Raw genomic sequence first — 21,440 nt, forward strand, 5'->3', positions numbered from 1 at the left:
GAATGTGTCCGCCTGGGAAAATGTCTGAACCCGGTTGAAGGGACAGCCACCTCCCCGGCGGTCCGATCGAGGTCGGCTCCTCGGGGGTACCCCCCACCCCCTTGGGGCGCCATCGCGCGCAGAGCGATGAGGAGCTGGCGGTGGGGTGTTTTCAATCGGTGTAGAGCCCCACAGGGCGTCCGCTACTTTGGGCTGATGGATGCCAGCGCATGCGTCGAGTCGGAAACGGTGTCATGCCAGCTGGAGGACGTTGTGAGAGCCTTGAGCGAGCGGGATGTCTACGACTGGATCTCGCTCGCCGTCACTGCCATAGCTGCGCTGGCCACCTTGGCCGCCGTCGTCGTTGCGGTTGTCACGTCTGTTCACGCTACGAGGGTGGCAAGCGAGTCCAACAAGATCGCGGCCCAGGCGCTGTACGCCGAGCAGACGCGCCACCAGGAGGCTCAAGCTCGTGAGGTAGAGAACGCTCGGCGCAGAGCTGGTTACCGCATCACCGATTGGCACAGAGACTCCCTTCGAGCTGTCGTAAACCACTGGACGGCGATCCGGCACGACGAAGATCCGAACACCTTCAGCGACCAGGAAATGGCGAGGTTAAGCGGCAACCAACTAGGGCGTGAGCTCGAGGCGGAGGGGCATCCGCTGATGGTGTCGCTGATGCACGCTCTTCGCACCACCATCCTCGACTCAGCTAGATCAATAGCCGCGTCGGATGGTGAGCCCGTCGTGACGGTGATGCATCGGGCTCTGTTCCAATTGAACGAAGCGCTCCGAGCGTGGTGGCAGGAACCGGAACGTCACGAATCTTTGCTTGCCGCGTTCTGGGCGATGCGGGACCGTTCAGGGGAGGAGTTTCCCGACATCTCATATGCAGAGACGTGGGAACGCGACATCCTTCGCGCGCTTGATGCACCAACCGACTAGCTGGTGACCTTTGATGACCGCTGTTGTAGGCGGACCGGTTGATATCGGCTCGAAGAGGCCCCCCGCTCCTCGTGAGCGCGTCGGGGTGTGGCTCTTCTCGTCAGGCCCCGCCTGCAACGCTGGGATATGGGTCGGCGGGATCAGGCAGGTGGAGCGTGATGCGCTCGGGGTTCCAGAACACGATGGGGACCGTAGGCTCGTTTGACCACAGGCTCAGGTGGATGGTGTCGGCAGGGTGGCCCACCCGTACGAACAGTCCGAAGTCGCGCGCGATGCCGTGTGCCGTGTCGTTGAGTGCTGAGACGCTGCCGTAAGTGCGCTGGGCTGCTCCGAGGTAGGGGGCCGTGATGAGGACGCTGACGTGCTGCTTGCCGGGCGAGCGGTAGAACGATTTGTTGTCGAATGGTGCGCGGTCGAGGTTCTTCGCGGAGTTCGCGAGGTTGGTTCGGCGGGCGTCGACGAGCGCCATGATCGGGTGGGCTAGGTCGACGGGGTGGGGGACGTTGTCGACGCCGTTGAGCGCGGCCCAGCGGCTGTGCATCCACGGTCCGTTGTACCGGCCAGGCTCGCGCTTTTCCATGGCCACACGGTACATGTGCGTCCCCGCTCTGTGGCGTGTGACGTTGCGGCTAAGCGCGCGGGTATGGTCGAGCAACGCTTGTCGAATGGGGGAGCCATGGCCGTAGAGTGGGACGAAGTAGTTGAGCCGGCGGGAACGCAGTATGACGATTTCCGAGGTACCGCCGCCGCGGACGGGCACGGACCGGCTTTGACGGAGCTCGCAGAAGCGGTTGGCTTAGACCTCGATCGCTACATGCTTGTCGGCGTGCAGTTCGGTCATTCACAGCTGCGCGGCCGTGACGGGCTTACCCTGTTCGCCGTTGACCGGGAGCAGCTCGGCGGGCTGACGCTCGCTGAGTACTCGACCCGTCACGGAGAGATCCCCGTGACGGATTTTCTTGTGCACGAGCTGCGAGCGCTCGACGTTCTGTCCCGGGGGCTTAAGCGGTTCAAAGTACAGCTCATCTCCCGAGCGGTGCCGGAGGACGTGCCCCTCAGGCGAATCTCCCGCGATGATCTGAACCACGACGAGGGTTGACGTGCACGGGCTGAAAGACGCGGACTGGGAAGAAGATGGGGCCGGGAGGTCACGGTTTGTGTGGCGGTGCGAGTGTGGCCGGCGGGGTTCCGGTGCCACGAGGCACGCAGCGTTGCAAGTTTTCAAACGCCATCTCGTACTCTCGGGTCGCGCGGACGCCTGAGTAGACGCGGCGCGCGTCGAAGGTAGGGGCAGATGAATTCTCGGTCAGAACGGGGGCCGGTGGTCAATCCTCTTTTGCAGAGCGGCGAGCTCGGCGCGGCTCGTGGAGTCGACGGGTTCGCCTCGGCGGCTGCTTTGGACTATTTCGAGCGCCAGGAGCAGTTGACTCTCGATGGACTGGTAGGTGGAGGAGAACTCGTGAAGTTTCAGGTCGCCGAGCGAGTTGACGATCAGGCGGAGCGCTGCGCGGGCGTCCGCGTCCTGGAGGCGGCCCAGACGGTGAAGTAGTGCGGGCTCGTAGTTCTCGTACCAGTGCTCGGGCAGGTACACCTCTTGCGCCAGAGACTCGAAGTGCATTGCAGGTAGCCGGCGCAGCTGTCTGAGCGCGGAAACCAGCTCTTCGGCTACCGCGTCGGCTGCCTCAGCTCGTGCAGCCAGTGCCGCTCGCTTGTCTTGCGATCGGGCTGCGCCGCGGCTTGAGACTATGCCGATGCACACGCCGATGAGCGACGCCGAGGAGGCCACGAGGGTTGACCAGAAAGTGTCCACGGATCGAAACGATACGCTGGCCGACCGCGGCCTATCTGGTTGGCCGGGACGGCTACGAACGTTCGTCAACGATGACGCGAGTCAGCATCGCAGAATGCGATAGCAGCATCTCGATCATCACCTTCGCGTGGTTCACCCACTCCATGAGTTCAACCTGATCTGGGCCGTCTCGGAGAAGTAGGACGGAATCAGCTTGGTACCGCTCGACTAGTGCGGTGAGACTCTCCAGGAGCTCTTCGTTGGACACGCTCATATGGCAGAGAGTACAGCGGCGCTGCGGGCGGCCTCAGGACCCGTCGGCGCGTTCGAGGCGCCCCGTGGTGGACAACCGTAGTGTCCCTCGGGAAGGCCGGTGCCGGTGTACGTGGGAACACTTGCGAGGGGGATGCGCACGTTTCCCTGTAGGAGGATCTCTTGACCGACGCATCCCGCACAACGCCGCGCGCGGGGTCGACCTGCCGCGCAAGGGCAAGAAGGCGCATCAGTACCCACGCGCCTCCGGCGGCTCCCGGTCCTGGTTCGTTACCGCTCTCGACGCCGCGGGTCTCGAGCGAATGACCGTCCATGATCTGCGGCACACTGCGGCGTCTCTTGCGATCAGCTCCGGTGCGAACGTGAAGGCGGTTCAGCGCATGCTCGGCCACGCGTCCGCTGCCATGACCCTCGACGTCTACGCAGACCTCTTCGACGACGACGTCGACACTGTCTCGGCCGCTCTCGACGCGGCTCGATCACGGGTGGTTGTGGCCAAATAGTGGCCACGCGCCGACCGCAGTCGAGAAGAAAGGCCTCGCGATCCCTCACAGCGCAAGGGATCGCGGGGCCTCCGTCGTCGACGCGACGGCGGGAGTCGAACCCGCCACGCCTTCGGTTATGAGCCGAGGCCCGGGACCGCCCGGATCGCCGCGATGTGCCCTCACGCTAACCCGGACCGTGGACGCGCGGTGCGGGCGTTGCGAGAAGTGACGAGAGATGTCGCCGTGTGGCGCCCGAGTCACCCTCAGCGCCCGCGCCGCCCGTCGATGATCGCCCGCGTCGAGTGATCGAGGTGCGCGCGCACGGCCCGCTCGGGCTCGTCCAGCGCCGCCCGCACGTAGGCGCGATGCTCCGCCGTCAGCGTCCCCGCCGCATACGCCGGGCGCACGTGGGTGAGCAGCAGGTGCATCTCGGAGTCGAGGCGCCGGTACTCCTCCGCGATCCGCGGGCTGCCCGCGGCATCGACCAGGGCGAAGTGCACGCGGGCGTGCGCGTCGAGGGTGGCGGGCCAGTCGCCCGAGGCCTCGGCGTCGGCGAGGGAATCGAGCGCCGCGTCGACGTCGGGCGGATGGATGCCGCGATCCCGCACGATCCGCAACGCCTCGGTCTCGAGGGCGCAGCGCAGCTGCTGCAGCGCGATGAGTGCGTCGTCGTCGAGCAGCGAGACCCGCACGCCTCGATAGGGCTCGGCGGTGACGAGGCGTTCGCCGGCCAAGCGGGTGAGTGCGGTGCGAGCGGTGTGGCGCGAGACGCCGTGCGTCGCGCTCAGCTCCTCTTCGCGCAGCGGGGTTCCGGGGGCGAGATCTCCCGACAGGATGCCGGAGCGCACCGCGTCGGCGACGAGGTCGGCGGCGCGGGGGCCGGGGGAATCCGCGGTGGCGCGGCCGGGTGCCGCCGAGACGCGGGTGTCCCGCCCGGCACCACCGTGTCCAGCCGCGGCGCGGGCGGAGGCGTCACGCGCGGGCCGTGGCATCCGGAACCTCCTCGCGACGACGTGACGGAACGGACACCACGGCGAGGCCCACGGCGATGAGCGCGAGGCCGACGGCTCCCATCGGGGTGAGCTGCTCGTGCAGCACGAACAGCCCGAGCAGCGTCGCCGCGAGGGGCTCGGCGAGCGTGAGGGTCGAGACCGTGACGGCGGTCAGCCGTGCGAGCCCCCAGCCGAACAGCAGGTAGGCGATCGTCGTCGTGACCACTCCGAGCCAGAGCGCGAGCGCGAGGCCGTTAGGAGTGAGCAGCCAAGAGGACCCGGCTAGCAGCAGCACCGGCAGGCTCGCCACCGCGGCGACACCGAAGACCGTGCCCATAACGCGGGTGGAGTCCCACCCCCTCTCGATCAGCGCCTTTCCGCACACCGTATAGAGGGCATACGACATTCCGGCGCCCGCCGAGGCGAGGAGACCGCTCGGAGCGAGCGCGATCGAGCCGCCGGTGACTCCCGACACCAGCACGACACCGGCGAGGGCGATGGCGGTGGCGAGCATCCAGCGCGGCGAGGGGGCGCGACGCAGGCGCACGGCATCCACGATTCCGGTTGCGATCGGCGCGGAACCCAGCGCGACGACCGTGCCGATGGCCACGCCGTTCTCTCGCGTGCCGAGGAAGAAGAGGGGTTGGTAGGCGAGCACGCCGATCGCTCCGAGTGCGACGAGTCCGCTGACGGATCCGCGCATCACCCGCAGCGGGGGAGTCGGCGCGCGCCGCAGAAGGGCGACGAGACCCAGGATGCCGCCGCCCACGACGATCCGCGCGGCACCGACCGCGACGGGGGAGGCGTCGACGCCTGCCAGCGCCTGTGCCGTACCCGTGGTCGAAAAACACAGGGCCGCCGCGAGAACGGCGAGGGCGGGCAACATGAATTGATTGTTACACAATCTGCAATCCAGGGTGCTGGCGGACGCGGAGCACAACGGCGGACGACGAAGAGGACGCGCCGAGTCCGAACGGACCGTGTCGGCGTGTCGGCGAACTGCCCCGCCGTTGTGCGAGGCGGCGCCCGAGTCGGACTGGGATCAACCGCGCAGTGACGCCGCCATCGAACGCAACGCGTGCAGGGCGGCGGCCTGCTCGGCGTCGGACATTCCGCTGAGCATGCGACGTTCCACCGAGCGCACGGCGGCGCTCGCCGCCTCGAGGGAACGGAGGCCGCGCGCGGTGAGACGCGTGGGCAGTGCCTTGCCGACGGGAGCGGCGTCCGGGCGCTCGACGATGCCGTCGCGCTCCAGCGTCTGGAGCAGCACGTTCATCGACTGCCGCGTGACGAATGCCCCGCGGGCGAGGTCGGAGTTCGATAACCCCGGACGCTGGGCGAGGAGCTCGAGGCAGGAGTAGTGCGTGATCGTCATGCCGAGGGGGCGCAGGACGTCCTCCATCGCGGAGCGCAGCGCGCTCGCCGCCTCTTTGAGCAGGTACCCCAGCGAGGTGTCCAGATCGATGCGCTCTTGCGTCATGTCAGTATTCTGACATACAGTGGATGTCAGATAACTGACACACCAGGAGATTCCATGCCCGTCACCGGCCCCGACTTCCTTTCCCTCCAGGTGCGCGATCTCGACGCCTCGCACGCCTTCTACGCGCGCCACCTCGGACTCGAACGCTCACCCGCGGGCCCCCCGCACGCCGTGGTCTTCACCACGACGCCGATCGCCTTCGCCCTGCGCGACCTCGCGCCGGGGACAGACCTGAGCGGTGTGGCGCAGCCCGGGATCGGCGCGGCCGTCTGGCTGCACGCCACCGATGTGCAGCGAATCCACGACGCACTCGTCGCCGACGGTCACCGCATCGTCATGGACCCCATCGACGGACCCTTCGGCCGCACGTTCACTTTCGCCGATCCCGACGGATACCACGTCACTTTGCACGACCGGGCCTGACCGTCGGTCCGCGCGGCCGCGCTCGCGTGCCGCGGTCGCGAGGGGCGGCCCGGGTGGCCCGGCCTTTGCGGTCGGAGCGCGCGGGTGTGCCCGCTAACGTAGGTGCATGGCGACGACGACGGGGCGAGGCGTTCTGGCGCTGAGCACCGCCGGCGTACTCCTCGTGCTCGGCCTCATCCTGTCGTTCGTGGTCGATCCCTTCACCCGCGCTCCCGTCGTCGTGAACGCGACGACCGAATGGTTCGGCCGCGGTCTGCTGCTGCTCGGGGTCGTCTGGGTCGTCATCGGCATGGTCGCCGCCCGCACCAGCCTGGTGCGCCGCCCCGGCGCGGCGGCCGCGCGTGCGACCTGGATCGCGTCGACGCGACCCTGGCGGGCCCGCGAGTCCAGCCTCGGACTGCTGCCGCTCGACCGGTGGTTGATGATCCTCATTCCGGGCGGCTTGCTCGTGGCGACCCGCATCGTGCAGACGCCCCGCGACGGCCTGTGGGGAGCGGCGGTGGCCATCGCCAGCTGGCTCGTCTTCGCGATCGTCGTGCGGCTGCTGCTCGGCAAGCGCTCGCCGTGGCCGATCATCGCGGCCGTCGGCGGCGCGCTCGTGCTGCGCTGCGTCGTCGCCCTGACGGCGGTGGCGCTGTCGGGCTCCGAGGGCATCTGGTCGGCGCTGTGGACCATCCCCGCGGTGCGGGTGCTCTACCTGACGGGGGCGTTCGCCCTACTCGCCTGGGTGTTCGTCGCCGCCGGGTGGTCGCTCCGCCCCCAGCTCGGACGCCGTCGCGCGACCGGTATCGCCCTGGCCGGCATGGGCGTGGGGTGCGCCGTCCCCGCGGTCACGGTGGCGTTCATGGGAGCGGGCGCTGCGCTGCGGTCGTGGAACGAGCAGGTCGGAGTGCTTCCCTGGGACCTCGCGCGCTTCGCCGGCGCGCGGGACGGAGCCTTCCCGGTCGAGCTCGTCATCACCACCGCGGTGATCGGGGCGATCATCACGCTCGTCGGCATCCTGCTCGCTCTTCCCCGACGGGTGTATGAGCGCACCGCACGCTGACGCGCCGGGGTGAGCGCCGTGCGCGCCGCCCTAGGACCGGATCACCGGTCGAACGGACCCCCGCGACGGAGCTCGCGCACCTCTTTACCGAGGGGCATGAGCGAGACCGGCACGAGCTTGAAGTTCGCGATCCCGAGCGGGATGCCGATGATCGTGACGCAGAGCAGCAGGCCGGTGACGACGTGCTCCAGCGCCAGCCACCACCCGGCGAGGATGACCCATACGACGTTGCCCAGGAACGAGCCCACACCGGCGGTGGGCTTGGACACGATCTCGCGGCCGAACGGCCACAGCGCGTACAGGCCGATCCGGAACGCCGCGATGCCCCACGGGATCGTGATGATGAAGATGCACAGCACGATCCCCGCGGCGAAGTAGCCCAGGAAGAGCCAGAAGCCCGAGAGCACGAGCCAGAGGACGTTGAGGATGAGGCGCATGTCCCCATCATGACCGGCCGGGCTGTGTGGCATCCGGGGTTTGACAGCCCCGGGCCTATCCAGGGGCAGGACGACGCGCAAGCGCCCCGCCCGTCGAGACGCGGAGGGCTAGCGTGAGGCCCATCCGAGGGAGAGGAACCCCCATGACCGACGTCACCCGCGCCACCCCCGAGCGCCGCACACTCTCGAGCTTCAGCGACTACACCGGAGCGCAGGCGGCCGTCGACCGCCTCTCCGACGCCGGCTTCCCCGTCGAGCACACCGCGATCGTCGGGCACGGCGTGCGCATCGTCGAGCAGGTGACCGGCCGCCTGACCCGCGGACGCGCGGCGGGTCTCGGCGCGGCCTCCGGTGCCTGGTTCGGCCTGATGATCGGCGTGCTGCTGGGGCTGCTGACCCCCGGAGGATTCCTCGGCCTGCTGGTCTGGGGCCTCGTCCTGGGTGCCGTCTGGGGTGCGGTGTTCGGCTTCGCCGGTCACGCGTTCACCGGCGGCCGCCGCGACTTCTCGTCGGTGCAGGGGTTCGAGGCCGAGCGGTGGGACGTGACGGTGGATGCCGAGCACTTCTCACGCGCGCAGTCGCTGCTGTCGTCGGGAGCGGCGGGCGAGGCGCGGGCGTAACGTTTCGCCGGGGCGGGGGTCTCGCGACGTCGCGGGAGCCCCGCGGCCGGCACGGAGGGCCGATGTCGGAGGCCCCGCCTAGACTTGACCCGCCATGACCGACGCCTCCACCACGCCCCTCATCGTCGGCGGGTCCGCGCCGTCGGACGCCCGCCCCGACGCCGACCTGCTCGAGGGACTCAACGGTCCCCAGCGCGATGCCGTCACCTACCGGGGTCAGGCGCTGCTCATCGTCGCCGGCGCCGGATCGGGCAAGACCAGCGTGCTCACCCGGCGCATCGCCTCGTTGCTGCGCACGCGCGAGGCGTATCCGAGCCAGATCCTCGCCATCACGTTCACGAACAAGGCCGCGGGTGAGATGCGCGAGCGCGTGCACCAGCTCATCGGGCAGAAGTCCGACGGCATGTGGATCTCGACGTTCCACTCGGCCTGCGTGCGCATCCTGCGGCGCGAGGCCGAGCAGTTCGGCTTCACCAAGGCGTTCACCATCTACGACTCGGGCGACTCGCGCGCTCTCATCAAGCGACTGGTCAAAGAGCACGAGGGCGACTCGTTCGGTCTGACTCCCGCCGGGACGCAGAGCCGTATCTCGAAGCTCAAGAACGAGCTCGCCGACGCCGAGTCGTACGCCCGCTCGGCCAACATGAGCGACCCGGCCGAGCGCGTCTTCGTCGAGATCTTCGGCTCGTACCAGCGCGAACTGCAGCGGTCCAACGCCTTCGACTTCGACGACCTCATCGCGCAGACGGTCTACCTCTTCCGCGCCTTCCCGCAGGTCGCCGACGTGTACCGCAAGCGGTTCCGGCACATCCTGGTCGACGAGTACCAAGACACCAACCACGCGCAGTACGCCCTCATCCACGAACTGACGCGCCCCCCGGGATCCGACGCCGAGCCGATGTCGGCCGGCGGCGGAATGATGATCTTCGAGGCCGAACCCGTCGGCGAAGATGCGGCGTCCCTCACCGTCGTCGGTGACTCCGATCAGTCGATCTACGCCTTCCGCGGCGCCGACATCCGCAACATCAGCGAGTTCGAGCGCGACTACCCGGGCGCCAAGGTGGTGTTGCTCGAGCAGAACTACCGCTCGACGCAGAACATCCTGTCGGCGGCCAACGCGGTCATCTCGAACAACTTCGACCGCAAAGAGAAGAAACTCTGGACCGACGTCGGCGCGGGCGACCCCATCATCGGCTTCACCGGGTACTCGCAGCACGACGAGGCGCAGTTCGTCGCCGACGAGATCGAATCCCTGCACAAGAAGGGCGTCGACTACTCCGGTGTCGCGGTGTTCTACCGCACCAACTCGCAGTCGCGTGCGCTGGAAGAGATCTTCATCCGCTCGGCCGTGCCGTACAAGATCATGGGCGGCACCAAGTTCTACGAGCGCGCCGAGATCAAGGACGCCCTCGCGTACCTCGTCGCCGTCGCCAACCCCGCCGACGGCATGGCCGTGCGCCGAATCCTCAACCGTCCGCGCCGCGGCATCGGCGATGTCACCGAGACCGCGATCGCCCGCTATGCCGCCGAGCACGGCATCACCTTCCGCGATGCGCTGGCCAACTCGGCGCAGATCGGCGTCGGACCCAAGCTGCAGAAGGCCATCGACCAGCTCGATGCGGTGCTCACCGAGGCCACGGCGATCATGCTGCCGGCATCGGGAGAGCTCGCCCCCTCTACGTCGGTCACCGAGGGACTCACGCTGCTCCTCAACAAGAGCGGCTATTTCGACGCCCTGCGCGCCAGCCGCGACCCGCAAGACGAAGCGCGCCTCGAGAACCTCGACGAGCTCGTCGCGGTGACGCGCGAGTTCGCCCGCAACAACCCCGAGGGCACGATCATCGACTTCCTCACCGAGGTCACTCTGGTGGCGGATGCCGATGACCTCGACGACGCGTCGGGCTCGGTCTCGCTCATGACCCTGCACACCGCGAAGGGCCTCGAGTACGACGCGGTGTTCCTCACCGGCGTCGAAGAAGACCTGTTGCCGCACCGCATCTCGGCCAACGAGCCGGGCGGTCCGCAAGAGGAACGCCGCCTCTTCTACGTCGGCATCACCCGCGCCCGCAAGCGCCTGCACGTCTCGCTCGCGATGACCCGCGCCCAGTTCGGCGAGGTCACCGTGGCCATGCCGAGCCGGTTCCTGCAAGAGATCCCGGCCGACCTCATCGACTGGCGTCAGTCGCCGGGCGACGTCAACGGTCGAGGTGGCTCGCAGTCGCGCGCGCTCAACGCCCGCGGCGGCCGATGGGCCGGTCAGGGCGGCTCGGGCGGCAACCGCTACGGGGACGACCTCGTACCGCTGCCCAAGCGTGCGCCGGCCGACCCGAGCAAGTTCCCCAACCGCATTCCGGCGAAGGTGCGCGACAACGGCGACCTGGTGCTGGCCGCGGGAGATCGCATCCGTCACGACGACTTCGGCGAGGGGCGTGTCGACGCCGTCACCGGCGAGGGTGCGAAGCGCGTGGCGCACGTGCGCTTCGACACGGTGGGACCGAAGAAGCTGCTGGTGAAGATCGCGCCGATCGCGAAGGTGTGAACCGGCGCGGCGTCGGACCACGCCGCGCCATCTCAGACCACCACGGGGCGAGGTCGCGGTCGGGCCGGCCGGGCCCGCGACAGGGACCGCCCGGATAGGCTGGAACAATGGCCCTCTTCTCGCGCCGCAACAAGTCCGATTCCGACGACGCATCGGCCGACCGGCCCGACAGCACCATCGAACCGGGCGAGCAGCCCGTCGATCCCGCCGGTCCGAGCGACGCCGCCCCCGCCGCCGAGCAGGCCCCCGCCGCCCCCACGGTCGGCATTTCGATGTCGTCGTTCCGGGGTGTGGGTGCCGGTCCCGAAAACCCCTCGGCGCCTCCTCTCTCGGCGCGGCCGTCCGCCCGCCAGCCCGGACCGATGGAAGCCCCCGAGGCTCCCGAGACGGTGCAGGGTCTGCGCGACAACGCTCTGCTGGGGATCGCCCTCGCCGAGATCAAGGACCAGCCCGAGCCCGCGCAGCTGCTCAACGTCGCCCGTCAGCTCCTGCAGGGGCACGTCTTCCTGCGCGTGAAGGGTGACGCGCGCGCCCTGCTCGCCGAGGGCAAAGACCTTCCGTTGGCCGTCGCCAATCGCGGCGACGAGCAGCTCGTGCTCGCCTACAGCGGTGGTATGGCCCTGCGCGCGAGCGTCGAGGCCGACGGCGACCACGACACCTCGGCGATGGGTCAGCCCGTGATGGCGCTGCTGCAGCACGTGCTCGGCGGCTCGTACGCCGGCATCGTGCTCGACCCGGCCTCGGGCGACAACCGTGCCGTGCTGCCCAAGGCGCTGCTCGAGCGCATGGTCGCCGAGGTCGACCCTGAACTGCGGATCAAGACGGCCCTGTGCGAGACGCGCGATGAGACCACGGCATCCACGATCGTCGACGCCATGGTGGCCGAGGCGCCGATGTGGATCGCCGTCGCCCAGACCGAAGAGGGCGGACCCGTCGGTGTCGCCGAGTCGCGTTCAGCCGGTGGCGAGCGCTATCTCGAGGTGTTCACGCACCCGCTCGAGCTGCTCGCTCTCGGCCGCGGCGACCAGCCCCTGCCGGTCAAGCCGCTGCAGTTGGCGAAGGCCCTCGCCGGCGACGCGGAGCTCACCGGCGTGCTGATCGACCCGGCCGGCCCCTGGATCCGCCTCACGCGCGACGAGCTCGCTCCCGTGATCGCCCTGGCGGCGGAAGACACCGCGCCGACCTCCTGATCTCTCAACGACGACGGGCCGCTTCCTTTTCGGAGGCGGCCCGTCGTCGTTGCTGTCTGGGTTCCCTGGTGCAGTGGACCGCCTATTGCTTCAGCGGCGCCGGGCTCTGGCATCCGTCCCGCGATGGCCGAGGGACCCTGCGCGGCCACCGGGGATCGCGCCGGCCCGGCTCAGACCCCGTACAGCTCGCCCACCGGCACGGCGACCGGGAGCACGTTGCCCGCTGGGGCCAGAGGACAGGCCCACATCGGGTCGTAGGCGCACGAGGGGTTGTACGCGAAGTTGAAGTCGATGACGAGGCTGTCGGGCGCGGAGCCTTGGCCGAGGTCGGCGCCCTTGACGGTGTCGAGCAGGTAGCGACCGCCGCCGTATGTGCCGCCCGGGCGCCCGGCGGAGCCGTCGCGGACGGGGATGAACAGCCCTCCGGCGTACGAAGTCAGCCGCCACACGTCGAGAGAGCCGGTGTCGGGCAGCTCGACGCGGCCGATGCGCTCGAACTCGACCTCGCCGTCGGTGCCGGTCGTGGCGACGAACGACGCCTCATCGGCGTCGAGCAGCGGAAACTCGAACCGCCAGGCGGCGTCGTACGGGGCGATCGGCAGGCCGACGAAGCCCTCGCGCTGCTCCGGCAGCAGGGGAGTGGCGGGGTGATCGGCCAACAGCGCGTCGCGCTCGATGCGCCAGAGCTCGTGCGCCTCTTCAGGATCTTCGGCTTGCCGCACGGCGTCGTACAGAGCGAACACGCGGCGGCGCCAGTCGGCGATGTCGAGGGCCTTACGGGCGGCGGCGGATGTCATGGTCCGAGCGTAAACGCAGGCCGGATGCCGGGACCCCGGGCTGGACACGGGCCCCTCACGCTCAGCGCAACCGGGGAGACGCCGACGGCTCCGGCGCACTAACGTCGGGGCATGGCATCCCCCCGCATCACGCTGACCGTGCCGGGTCCCGAGGGCGACCGCGAGATCGGCATCTCGAACCCCGATCGCGTGCTCTGGCCCGAGGTGGGCATCACCAAGCGGGAACTCGCCGAGTACCTCATCGCCGTCGCCGACCCCTTCATCGCGGCGAACGGGCATCGGCCGGTGTCGCTCGAACGCTTTCCCGAGGGCGTCGGGGGCGAGGCGTTCTTCTCGAAGAACCCGCCCAAGGGGGCGCCGGCGTTCGTCGAGGCCGTGACGGTGACCTATAACAGCGGGCGGCGGCATCCGCAGCTCTTCCTCGGTGAGATCGGCTCGGCCGTCTGGGCGGCGCAGATGAACACGATCGTGTTCCATCCGTGGGCCTCGCTCGCGAGCGACGCCGACCATCCCGTCGAACTGCGCATCGACCTCGACCCGCAGCCGGGCACGGGGATCGCCGAAGCGGTCGTCGCCGCGCACGAGCTGCGCACGGTGCTGCGCGAGGCGGGGCTCGAGGCGTGGATCAAGACGAGCGGCAACCGGGGTCTGCACGTGTTCTGCCCGATCGAGCCCACGCACGAGTTCCTCGACGTGCGACACGCGGTCATCGCCGCGGCCCGGGAACTCGAGCGACGGATGCCGGATGCCGTGACCACGAGCTGGTGGAAAGAGGAGCGCGGCCAGCGCATCTTCGTCGACTTCAACCAGGCGAACCGCGATCGCACGATGGCCGGCGCCTACTCGCCCCGCGCTCTGCCGACGGCCACCGTGTCCACACCGGTCGAGTGGGACGAGCTCGACGGCCTCGACCCGCTCGCGTTCACCGTGCGCAGCATCCCCGAGCGGTTGGCATCCGTCGGCGATCCGTGGGCCGGGTTCGCCGAGAAGCCCGGGCGCATCGACACGCTGCTGGAGTGGTGGCAGCGCGACCTCGACAACGGCCTCGGCGAACTGCCCTTCCCGCCGGAGTTCCCCAAGATGCCGGGTGAGCCGCCGCGCGTGCAGCCCTCGCGGGCGAAGAACCCCGCGTCGGACGGTTGAGCGACCCGACCGACGCGAGGGGCGTCACAGACGGGGACGGCCCGTGCGGCCGCGACGCAGGAGAACCACCCCGAGTCCGCCGACGAGGAGCAGGGCCCCGAGAACGCCGCCGGTGAGGGCGCCGTCTGCCGACGTGCCGGTGCGTCCGAGTTCGCGTGTGCCCCCGGCGTCGTTCGGCACGGGAACGGCCGTCGACGTGGGCTGGGGGAGGGGCGTGTCGGTGGGTGTCGGTACAGGTGTCGGTGTCGGTACCGGTGTCGGGGGGACGGGCGTCGGGGGAACCGGGGTGGGAGTGGGAGTCGGCGCGGGGAGCACGGAAAGGAACCCCGCGGCATCCACGAGACCGGATCCCGTCACGTCTTCGCGCTCGACACCCGGAAAGATGAACGGAACTTCTCGAGAGGTCGAGGTGAGGGCCGCGGTCACCTGAGCGGGGGTGAGGTCGGGGTTCTTCTGCAGCCCCAGGGCCGCGACTGCCGCGGCGGACGGAGCCGCCGCTGAGGTACCGGTGAAGGAGTAGGTTCCCGGCTCGTCCGGCACCGGAGTGCCGAAGAAGTTGGTCCAGACACCATCGAGGCCCGTCAGGGTGGGCGCCCCGGCGATCGGCTGCGGCAGGGCCTTCGTGCTGGGGAAGGGCTCGAAGTACAGGGTCAGCGGCCCGGTGCCGCTGAAAGGCTCGATGACGGAGGGGTCGGCGGCGTTGGCCGCCACCACGCTGACGCCCGACGGCGTGCCCGCGTGCCCGTAGATGGAGGGGCCGACGATGTCTCCCCCCGTGTTCTCGAAGTACTCGGCGCCGCGAAGGTAGCTTCCGGTGAAGATGGCCTTCACACGCGGAAGAGATGCAGGGATGCCGTCGGTGGTGTTGCGAACGACGACGAAGTCGTATTCGCCCCCGGTGCGGAGGTCGCCCTGATCGGGTTCGAAAGCCAGCGTCTGCAGGGGCAGTCCGAGAGGCTGCGACGGAGTGATGCGAAGGATCTTCCCGTCGGAATCGAGCACGGCTGCCATCAACTGGGTGTCGGACGCCCTGATGGCCTGCGCCCACTGCAGCATGATGGTCGCCGACGGGTTCGCCTGGTTATGCAGGTTCGGGTACGTCAGGGTGTCGGTCGGGTCTGCCTGTTCGGAGGGGCTGAAGTCGAGGCAGTCCCCGGTCATCTCATTGTCGCGAAGGTAGGCCGCCACGGACGGGGGGCAGTCTGTGGGACGGTACTCAGGTGTCTCCCACGACGAGATGACGTGACCGGTACTCGGTCCCACACTGGCGAACGACGTGTCATTGCCGGCGGCGGTGAAGAAGGGGATGCCGTCGGCAACGGCGTCTGAGAGGGCGTTCGAGGCCGGGCCGTCTTGGAACATCAGTTCGCCCGAGTACCCGAGGTCATCGACGATGACGTCGGCGCCTGCGTGTGTCAACGCGTCCACGGCGTCGACGAACCCCGCCTGCCCACCGGATCCGCTGGCGAACAGAAGGGTCGACCCCGGCGCGATGCTGTGCACGAGCTGGGCCATGGCACGCCCCTCGTCGGATCCGGCCTGACGGCTCTCTTTGACGACCTGCACCGGCTGTGCGTAACCGCATGGGTTGCTGTCACCGGGAAGGAGCCCGGCGGCGATGTCCTGTTCCGGCGTGCTCAGGGGGTCTGTCCGTGTCGCGTAGGAGTCCGAGATGATCCCGATCTTCACCCCCGTGCCGTCGACGCCGTAAAGCTCGCGCGCGAAGGGAACGTTCAGGGGCTCGGCCAGGTTGGCTTCGATGGTGCGGCAGGAGTCGGTCGGACGCGCGGCCGAGGTCGTTTCTGCTCGGGCGCCCACGATGTCGCGGCTCACCCCCGATGTCGTCGGGGCGATGTTCTCGAGGACATAGGCGATGTTCGGAAGGGCGGCGACCGTCGCCAGCGCTGCGGCCGGGATCGTCGCGTCGACGACGAGGTACTTCGCCGCCACGTCGTCGACGGTGCCGAGCTCGCGGATGGCAGCGAGATCGCCGTCGGTGGGCGGTGTCGTGTAGTAGATCGTCACGGCGATACCGCCGGGGGAGACCTGCAGACTCGCCGGCCCGCCGTCGACGATGCCGAGGGTCACCGACTGCTCGTCGATCTGCCGCGATGCTTCTGCGGGGTCGTCCGACAGGTCGAGCTGAGTGACCTGCAGCAGGCGTCCCGAGAGCGTGTCGGACCCATCGTCGTCCGGTCCCGGTGCCGCCGATGCCGCGGTACCTGCGAGAAGGGTGGTGACCAGCGAGCCAGTGATCACGGCGCCGACAACGGTCATTCTGCCCAGACGGTGCACGCTTATCCCCCAAGAGCCAGCGGCCCCGAGCAGAGCCGGGCTCACAATAGCAGCCCCCGATTTCGCGGCCAGAAGCTACGCTCCTGTCGTGATCATCGCCGTCGAACCTCGCGTCTCGAGGGTGATCGCGTTAGCCCCCACGCTTGGCTGGTTTCGCGCGCCGGGTGCGCTCGATCGACTCCGTGTTCCGGTCGTCGTCATGACGGGAGCGGCAGACAGGGTGACGCCTCCGTCAACCTTGGATGTCCTGCGCGCTGCCCCCGCCACCATCAGCGTGCGAACCTACCCCGGTGCCGGCCATCTCGATTTCCTCACTTCGCTGCCTCCGAACGTGTCACCGACACCCGGCCTCGACCACCATGCGTTCCTGGCGACGCTTACTCAGGATTTCGTACGAGAACTCGCATAGCTGCGGCCCCGACCGGTCGGTCCCTCCTCGCGCGGGCGGAACGAGTGGACGACCGAGGTGGACAGCCCGGGGGCGACGCTCCGTCGTGCTCGACATCGAGGGCAGGAAGACCACCCCTCACTCCAGCACGTCGCCCAGGTCGTACGACGTCACCGTCTCGAGCTGCGCGAAGGTGCACGAGCGGGCGTCGCGGTCGGGGCGCCACCGGTCGAACTGCACGGTGTGGCGGAAGCGCATGCCCTCGAGCTGGTCATAGCGCACCTCGAGCACGCGCTCGGGGCGCAGGCGCACGAACGACACGTCTTTGGATGCCGAGAAGCGCGAACGGTCGGTCTCTCCGACGACCGCTTCGCCCTCGGCGTCGCGCTCGACGAGCGGCGCGAGCTCGTCGATGAGTTCGCGGCGGCGGGCGTCGGTCCACGCCGATACCCCGCCGACGCCGTGCAGGGTGCCCTCGTCGTCGTAGAGACCGACGAGCAGTGACCCGACGCCCTCGCCAGACTTGTGGATGCGGTACCCGAGCGCCACGACGTCGGCGGTGCGGGCGTGCTTGATCTTGAACATCGTGCGCTTGTTCGGCGCGTACGGCTGGGCGAGGGGTTTGGCGATCACGCCGTCGAGGCCGGCGCCCTCGAACTCGGCGAGCCACCGGCGCGCGAGGTCGGGGTCGTCGGTGGTGCGGGTGACGTGAACGGGGTGCGGCACGGCGCCGAGCAGGTTCTCGAGCTGGGCGCGGCGTTCCGAGAAGGGCTCGGCTTGCAGATCGCGGTCGCCGCGTGCGAGCAGGTCGAACGCGATGAACATCGCCGGCGTCTCGTTCGACAGCATCGTCACGCGCGACGCGGCGGGGTGGATGCGCTGCGACAGGGCCTCCCAGTCGAGTCGCTGCTCACCGCGCTGCCCGCGGGCCACCACGACCTCACCGTCGATCAGGCACGGCTCGGGCAGGATCTCGGCGAAGGCCGCGACCAACTCGGGGAAGTAGCGGGTGAGGGGCTTCGCCCCGCGGCTGCCGATCTCGACATCGGTACCGTCCCACGACACGAGCGCGCGAAAGCCGTCCCACTTGGGTTCGTAACTGAACCCTCCCTCGACCTTCGCGTGCTCGGGCACCGCGGGAACGGACTTCGCCAGCATCGGTGCCGGGATGTCGTAGGCCATGGGTCAGCCTTCGCTCTCGCCCCCGGCGAGCGGCACGGGGTTCTTGCGCTTCTTGCGACGCGCCCACTCGGCGGGCCGGTCGGTGCCGTTCCAGACGCTGACGATGCCCCAGACCACGGCGGTGAGAGGAACGGCCAGCAGGGTGCCGAGGATGCCGCCGATCGCGGTGCCGCCGGCCAGCACCACCAGCACGACGAAGGAGTGCAGCTTCATGGTGCGGCCCATGAGCACCGGCTGCAGGAAGTTGCCCTCGAGCTGGTTGACGAGCACGACGACGCCGACGACGATCAGCGCCACGATGGGGCCGTTCGTGACGAGGGCGACGAGGGCCGCCAGGATGCCGGCGGTGACCGCACCGACGATCGGGATGAAGGCGAGCAGGAAGACGAGCACGGCGAGGGGCAGCGCGAGCGGCACCTGCAGGATGAGCAGACCGATGTAGATGCCGATCGCGTCGACGGCGGCGACCGAGGCGGTGCCGCGCATGTACGACCCGAGCACCGTCACCGTCTTGTCGCCGATGCGGCGGGCGCGGTCGTAGTGGTCGCCGCGGAACGGGCGCAGGACGAACTCCCACATGCGCGGGCCGTCTTTGAGGAAGAAGAACAGGATGACGACCATGAGCACGAAGCCGGTGACGAACGACGCCACGGCGCTGACCCCCGCCAGGGCGCCGCTGCCGAACTGCGAGCTGGTGACGAAGTCCTGAACGCCCTGGATGAGGCCGTTGACCTGGTCCTGCGAGATCGCGAAGGGCAGCGTGTGGTACCAGTCCTGTGCCTGCTGGAAGCCCTGCACGGCTTGCGAACTGAGCTTCGGCCACTGGTCGACGACGGCGTTGACGACCAGCCAGCCGAGGGCGCCCAACACGACGACGACGGCGAGCAGCGTGAGAAGGGTCGCCAGGACCGCCGGCACTCCCTTGCGCCTCATCCACATCGTCACCGGGCCGAATGCCGAGGCGAAGATGAGCGCGAGGATCAGCGGGATGATGACGAGCGTCACCTGCTGGATGCCCCAGATGAGACCGGCGACGAGGATGACCACGACGATGATCTGCAGCGCACGGACCGCGAGGCGCCCGAACCCGTCGGCCCAGAGGCTCTTCGGAGGCGTCTGAACCGCCTGAGCGACGGAGGTGATCGCGTCGCGCGGCGCGGGATGACGAGAGAACAGGCCCATGCTCACAAGGTAGCGGGGGCGTCGGACATGGCAGGCGCGGGTTGCGCGGTGTCGTGGCGCGGGATAGGGCCTGGGGATGCCGGAAACCGGGGCGTTCCACAGGCCCCCGGGCGGTCGCCGAGGGCCGGTGACCGCGGCCCCGACGCCGAGGAGGGCGCCGGGGCCGTGGCATCCGGGATCAGACGAACGCGCTCATCCCGGTGATGTCGCGACCGAGCAGGAGGGCTTGGACGCTCTCGGTGCCCTCGTACGTGTGGATCGCCTCGATGTCGGCCAGGTGCTGCATGACGCCGTTCTCGAGCAGGATGCCGTTGCCGCCGAGCAGGTCGCGGGCGACCGAGGCCACCCGACGGGCGGCGCGGGTGTTGTGGTACTTCGCCAGCGACGCCTGCGTGGGGCGCAGGCCGCCGGTGGTCTCGAGGTCGGCCAGACGGCGGCAATAGAGCTGCATGGCGGTGACCTCGTCGAGCATCTGCGCCAGGCGTTCCTGCACCATCTGGAACTTCGCGAGGGGCTTGCCGAACTGCATGCGCTCCGTGGCATACGTCCGGGCGATCTCGTAACAGGCGGTGGCGTGACCCAGCGCCGACCAGGCGACGCCCGAGCGGGTCGCGAAGAGCACGATCGATGCGTCCTTGAACGTGTGCGTGCCCGGGAGCACGGCATCCGCGGGCAGACGGACGTCGTCGAGGGCGATGTGGGCCTGATGGATGCCGCGCAGCGACACCTTTCCGGTGATGACCGTTCCGGTGTACCCCGGGGTGTCCTGCTCGACGAGGAAGCAGCGCACGGCCCCGTGATCGTCGCCGCCCTCGTTCTCGACCCGCGCCCACACGAACGTGATGCCGCCCGATGCGCCGTTGCCGATCCACTTCTTCGTGCCGCGGAGCGACCATCCCTCGGCCGAGCGGGTGGCGGTGGTCTCGAGCGAGACGGAGTCGGACCCGTGGTCGGGCTCGGTCAGCGCGAACGCGCCCAGCACCGACCCGTCGGCGAGAGGCTGCAGCCAGCGCTGCTGCTGTTCGGGGGAGCCGAAGAGCGCCAGGGTGCGCAGCGCGAGTCCGCCCTGCACGGCGAGGGCGGTGGCCAGCGACCCGTCGTGCCGCGAGATCTCCATGTTGACCAGGCCCGCGGCCAGGGGAGAGGTCGCGGGAAGGTCGGGGTGCTCGATGCCGTCGGTGAAGAGTTCGAGTTCGCCCATGCGTCGAACGAGCTCGACGGGGTAGGTCGCGGCATCCCATTCGCCCTGCATGCGCGTGCCGACCTCGTCGGCGAACTGCTTCGCGCGCTCCCAGGCGGCGCGGTCGGCCTCGGGGATGTCGGCGAAGACGGCGTAGTAATCGGTGTCGCGGCGCCCGAGCAGGTCATAGTGGGCGATCCGCTCACCGGGGAGCGTGGGGGTCTCGGCATCGGCATCGATGGTCATGGTTCCCAGTATCGCTCATCTTGGGACTGGGTGTCATGGTCTGCGGGCAGAGCGTTGAGTGTCCCCGACACGCCGCACACCCCGTGCGGGAGCGGCGTGTTCGGGACACTCGACGAGGTGGTTGCGACGCCCGCGCTCAGTCCTCGAGCGACGCGCGCAGGCGGCGCGACATCTCGGCGGTGGGCATGCGCCGGGGGAAGGCGGCGACGATCACGTCGTCGCCGGCCGGGTCCTCCCCGTCGGGATGCACACCGTACCGACGCATTACGTCGTCGAGCGCGCGGCGCAGAGTGGATGCCGGAACCCGGGCGCCGCGCATGAGTCGACGCAGCACGTGGTTGTGCACGGCGGTGACGAGGGCGGCGAAGCCGACGGCATCCAGCGGATCGAGGCCGGGGAGGGCGTCGCGCAGGTACTCGTCGAAGAGGCGCTCGTACCGGAAGACGGTGACGATCTCGCGGTCGCGCAGCCCCGGGATCTCGCGCACGATCGCGTAGCGACGGCGGGCCAGCTCGGGGTCGGCGGCGAAGTGGCGGAACACGCGCATCGAGGCGTCGCACACGGCCGCCCACGGGTCGGCGTGCGGCTGCGCGAGGTACGCGCGGGTCTCGCCGATGAGCACCTCGTGGTCGGCGAAGACGACGTCTTCTTTGCCGCCGAACTGGCGGAAGAACGTCGAGCGCGAGACCCCGGCGGCCTGGGCGATCTGCTCCACCGACGTCTGGTCGTACCCGTGCGCGGCGAACAGGTCGATCGCGGCCGCCACGACCGCCGTGCGGCTCGAGGGGGCAGGGGTGTCGCTCACACGGGAAGCCTAACCGGGGCGCCGC

General features: G+C 69.3%; 21 protein-coding genes, 1 tRNA gene and 1 pseudogene. 10 read left to right on the forward strand and 13 right to left on the reverse strand.

Annotated elements, in window-relative coordinates; all coding sequences use genetic code 11:
• The first annotated feature begins 195 nt into the window (after positions 1-195).
• The gene (locus ASG45_RS05800; protein WP_055834053.1) at positions 196-924 is read left to right on the forward strand and encodes a hypothetical protein; all 729 of its coding nucleotides are present in this window, start codon (positions 196-198) and stop codon (positions 922-924) included.
• 100 nt (positions 925-1,024) lie between these two features.
• Here the strand turns inward: ASG45_RS05800 and ASG45_RS05805 are convergent, their stop codons facing one another.
• Positions 1,025-1,504: a hypothetical protein gene (locus ASG45_RS05805; RefSeq protein WP_156459385.1), complete on the reverse strand. Its 480-nt coding sequence runs from the start codon at positions 1,502-1,504 to the stop codon at positions 1,025-1,027.
• Between the two features lie 96 nt (positions 1,505-1,600).
• On the opposite strand from ASG45_RS05805, the gene ASG45_RS05810 reads away from it, so the two are divergent.
• Positions 1,601-2,023 carry a hypothetical protein gene (locus ASG45_RS05810; protein ID WP_055834059.1) on the forward strand — a complete coding sequence of 141 codons (423 nt, stop codon included), beginning with the start codon at positions 1,601-1,603 and terminating at the stop codon, positions 2,021-2,023.
• 207 nt (positions 2,024-2,230) lie between these two features.
• Here the strand turns inward: ASG45_RS05810 and ASG45_RS05815 are convergent, their stop codons facing one another.
• Complete coding sequence (locus ASG45_RS05815; RefSeq protein WP_055834062.1) at positions 2,231-2,542, reverse strand: hypothetical protein; 312 nt, start codon at positions 2,540-2,542, stop codon at positions 2,231-2,233.
• A gap of 743 nt (positions 2,543-3,285) precedes the next feature.
• Here ASG45_RS05815 and ASG45_RS16765 point away from each other — a divergent pair.
• Positions 3,286-3,489 (forward strand): annotated as a pseudogene (locus ASG45_RS16765) (tyrosine-type recombinase/integrase); the annotation flags it as partial.
• A gap of 80 nt (positions 3,490-3,569) precedes the next feature.
• On the opposite strand, the gene ASG45_RS16140 reads toward ASG45_RS16765, so the two are convergent.
• The 4 genes from ASG45_RS16140 to ASG45_RS05840 form a co-directional block, all read right to left on the reverse strand.
• Positions 3,570-3,642, reverse strand: a tRNA-Met gene (locus tag ASG45_RS16140).
• A gap of 92 nt (positions 3,643-3,734) precedes the next feature.
• Positions 3,735-4,463: a GntR family transcriptional regulator gene (locus ASG45_RS05830; RefSeq protein WP_082516480.1), complete on the reverse strand. Its 729-nt coding sequence runs from the start codon at positions 4,461-4,463 to the stop codon at positions 3,735-3,737.
• Positions 4,444-5,349 carry a DMT family transporter gene (locus tag ASG45_RS05835; RefSeq protein WP_055834071.1) on the reverse strand — a complete coding sequence of 302 codons (906 nt, stop codon included), beginning with the start codon at positions 5,347-5,349 and terminating at the stop codon, positions 4,444-4,446. The genes ASG45_RS05830 and ASG45_RS05835 overlap by 20 nt, the downstream gene beginning before the upstream one ends.
• A gap of 156 nt (positions 5,350-5,505) precedes the next feature.
• A complete protein-coding gene (locus ASG45_RS05840) occupies positions 5,506-5,943 on the reverse strand; it encodes a MarR family winged helix-turn-helix transcriptional regulator (protein ID WP_055834074.1) in 438 nt (145 codons plus the stop codon).
• Between the two features lie 54 nt (positions 5,944-5,997).
• Here ASG45_RS05840 and ASG45_RS05845 point away from each other — a divergent pair, with 54 nt between their 5' ends.
• Both ASG45_RS05845 and ASG45_RS05850 read left to right on the forward strand, forming a co-directional pair.
• Positions 5,998-6,366: a VOC family protein gene (locus tag ASG45_RS05845; RefSeq protein ID WP_055834077.1), complete on the forward strand. Its 369-nt coding sequence runs from the start codon at positions 5,998-6,000 to the stop codon at positions 6,364-6,366.
• A 106-nt stretch (positions 6,367-6,472) separates the two neighbouring features.
• On the forward strand, positions 6,473-7,411 hold the full coding sequence (locus ASG45_RS05850; RefSeq protein WP_055834080.1) for a hypothetical protein: 939 nt from the start codon (positions 6,473-6,475) through the stop codon (positions 7,409-7,411).
• A gap of 41 nt (positions 7,412-7,452) precedes the next feature.
• On the opposite strand, the gene ASG45_RS05855 is transcribed toward ASG45_RS05850, so the two are convergent.
• Positions 7,453-7,848 (reverse strand): YccF domain-containing protein, encoded by a 396-nt coding sequence (locus ASG45_RS05855; protein WP_055834083.1) that lies wholly within the window; start codon positions 7,846-7,848, stop codon positions 7,453-7,455.
• Between the two features lie 143 nt (positions 7,849-7,991).
• Between ASG45_RS05855 and ASG45_RS05860 the strand changes: the two genes are divergently transcribed.
• The 3 genes from ASG45_RS05860 (at position 7,992) to ASG45_RS05870 (ending at position 12,197) form a co-directional block, all read left to right on the forward strand.
• Positions 7,992-8,468: a general stress protein gene (locus ASG45_RS05860; protein ID WP_055834086.1), complete on the forward strand. Its 477-nt coding sequence runs from the start codon at positions 7,992-7,994 to the stop codon at positions 8,466-8,468.
• A 94-nt stretch (positions 8,469-8,562) separates the two neighbouring features.
• Positions 8,563-11,007: an ATP-dependent helicase gene (locus tag ASG45_RS05865; protein ID WP_055834088.1), complete on the forward strand. Its 2,445-nt coding sequence runs from the start codon at positions 8,563-8,565 to the stop codon at positions 11,005-11,007.
• A 107-nt stretch (positions 11,008-11,114) separates the two neighbouring features.
• Positions 11,115-12,197 carry an SseB family protein gene (locus ASG45_RS05870; protein ID WP_055834091.1) on the forward strand — a complete coding sequence of 361 codons (1,083 nt, stop codon included), beginning with the start codon at positions 11,115-11,117 and terminating at the stop codon, positions 12,195-12,197.
• Between the two features lie 170 nt (positions 12,198-12,367).
• On the opposite strand, the gene ASG45_RS05875 is transcribed toward ASG45_RS05870, so the two are convergent.
• Positions 12,368-12,994: a DUF1684 domain-containing protein gene (locus tag ASG45_RS05875; protein ID WP_055834094.1), complete on the reverse strand. Its 627-nt coding sequence runs from the start codon at positions 12,992-12,994 to the stop codon at positions 12,368-12,370.
• 111 nt (positions 12,995-13,105) lie between these two features.
• Between ASG45_RS05875 and ligD the strand changes: the two genes are divergently transcribed.
• Positions 13,106-14,137, forward strand: coding sequence for a non-homologous end-joining DNA ligase (gene ligD, locus ASG45_RS05880; RefSeq protein ID WP_055834097.1), 1,032 nt, complete (start codon positions 13,106-13,108; stop codon positions 14,135-14,137).
• A gap of 24 nt (positions 14,138-14,161) precedes the next feature.
• Here ligD and ASG45_RS05885 read toward each other — a convergent pair whose 3' ends face one another.
• Positions 14,162-16,414 carry a S8 family serine peptidase gene (locus ASG45_RS05885; RefSeq protein WP_055834100.1) on the reverse strand — a complete coding sequence of 751 codons (2,253 nt, stop codon included), beginning with the start codon at positions 16,412-16,414 and terminating at the stop codon, positions 14,162-14,164.
• Positions 16,415-16,520: 106 nt separating this feature from the next.
• On the opposite strand from ASG45_RS05885, the gene ASG45_RS16145 reads away from it, so the two are divergent.
• The gene (locus ASG45_RS16145) at positions 16,521-16,841 is read left to right on the forward strand and encodes a hypothetical protein (RefSeq protein ID WP_156459386.1); all 321 of its coding nucleotides are present in this window, start codon (positions 16,521-16,523) and stop codon (positions 16,839-16,841) included.
• A gap of 117 nt (positions 16,842-16,958) precedes the next feature.
• Here ASG45_RS16145 and ASG45_RS05890 read toward each other — a convergent pair whose 3' ends face one another.
• From ASG45_RS05890 to ASG45_RS05905, 4 genes are all read right to left on the reverse strand, one after another.
• The gene (locus tag ASG45_RS05890) at positions 16,959-18,002 is read right to left on the reverse strand and encodes an ATP-dependent DNA ligase (RefSeq protein WP_055834103.1); all 1,044 of its coding nucleotides are present in this window, start codon (positions 18,000-18,002) and stop codon (positions 16,959-16,961) included.
• A 3-nt stretch (positions 18,003-18,005) separates the two neighbouring features.
• The gene (locus ASG45_RS05895; protein WP_055834105.1) at positions 18,006-19,184 is read right to left on the reverse strand and encodes an AI-2E family transporter; all 1,179 of its coding nucleotides are present in this window, start codon (positions 19,182-19,184) and stop codon (positions 18,006-18,008) included.
• A 178-nt stretch (positions 19,185-19,362) separates the two neighbouring features.
• Positions 19,363-20,610 (reverse strand): acyl-CoA dehydrogenase family protein, encoded by a 1,248-nt coding sequence (locus tag ASG45_RS05900; protein WP_055834108.1) that lies wholly within the window; start codon positions 20,608-20,610, stop codon positions 19,363-19,365.
• Positions 20,611-20,746: 136 nt separating this feature from the next.
• The gene (locus ASG45_RS05905; protein ID WP_055834112.1) at positions 20,747-21,415 is read right to left on the reverse strand and encodes a TetR/AcrR family transcriptional regulator; all 669 of its coding nucleotides are present in this window, start codon (positions 21,413-21,415) and stop codon (positions 20,747-20,749) included.
• Between the last annotated feature and the right edge of the window lie 25 nt (positions 21,416-21,440).

It is taken from the genome of Microbacterium sp. Leaf436 (assembly GCF_001424715.1).
In the GTDB taxonomy this organism is placed as follows: Bacteria; Actinomycetota; Actinomycetes; order Actinomycetales; family Microbacteriaceae; genus Microbacterium.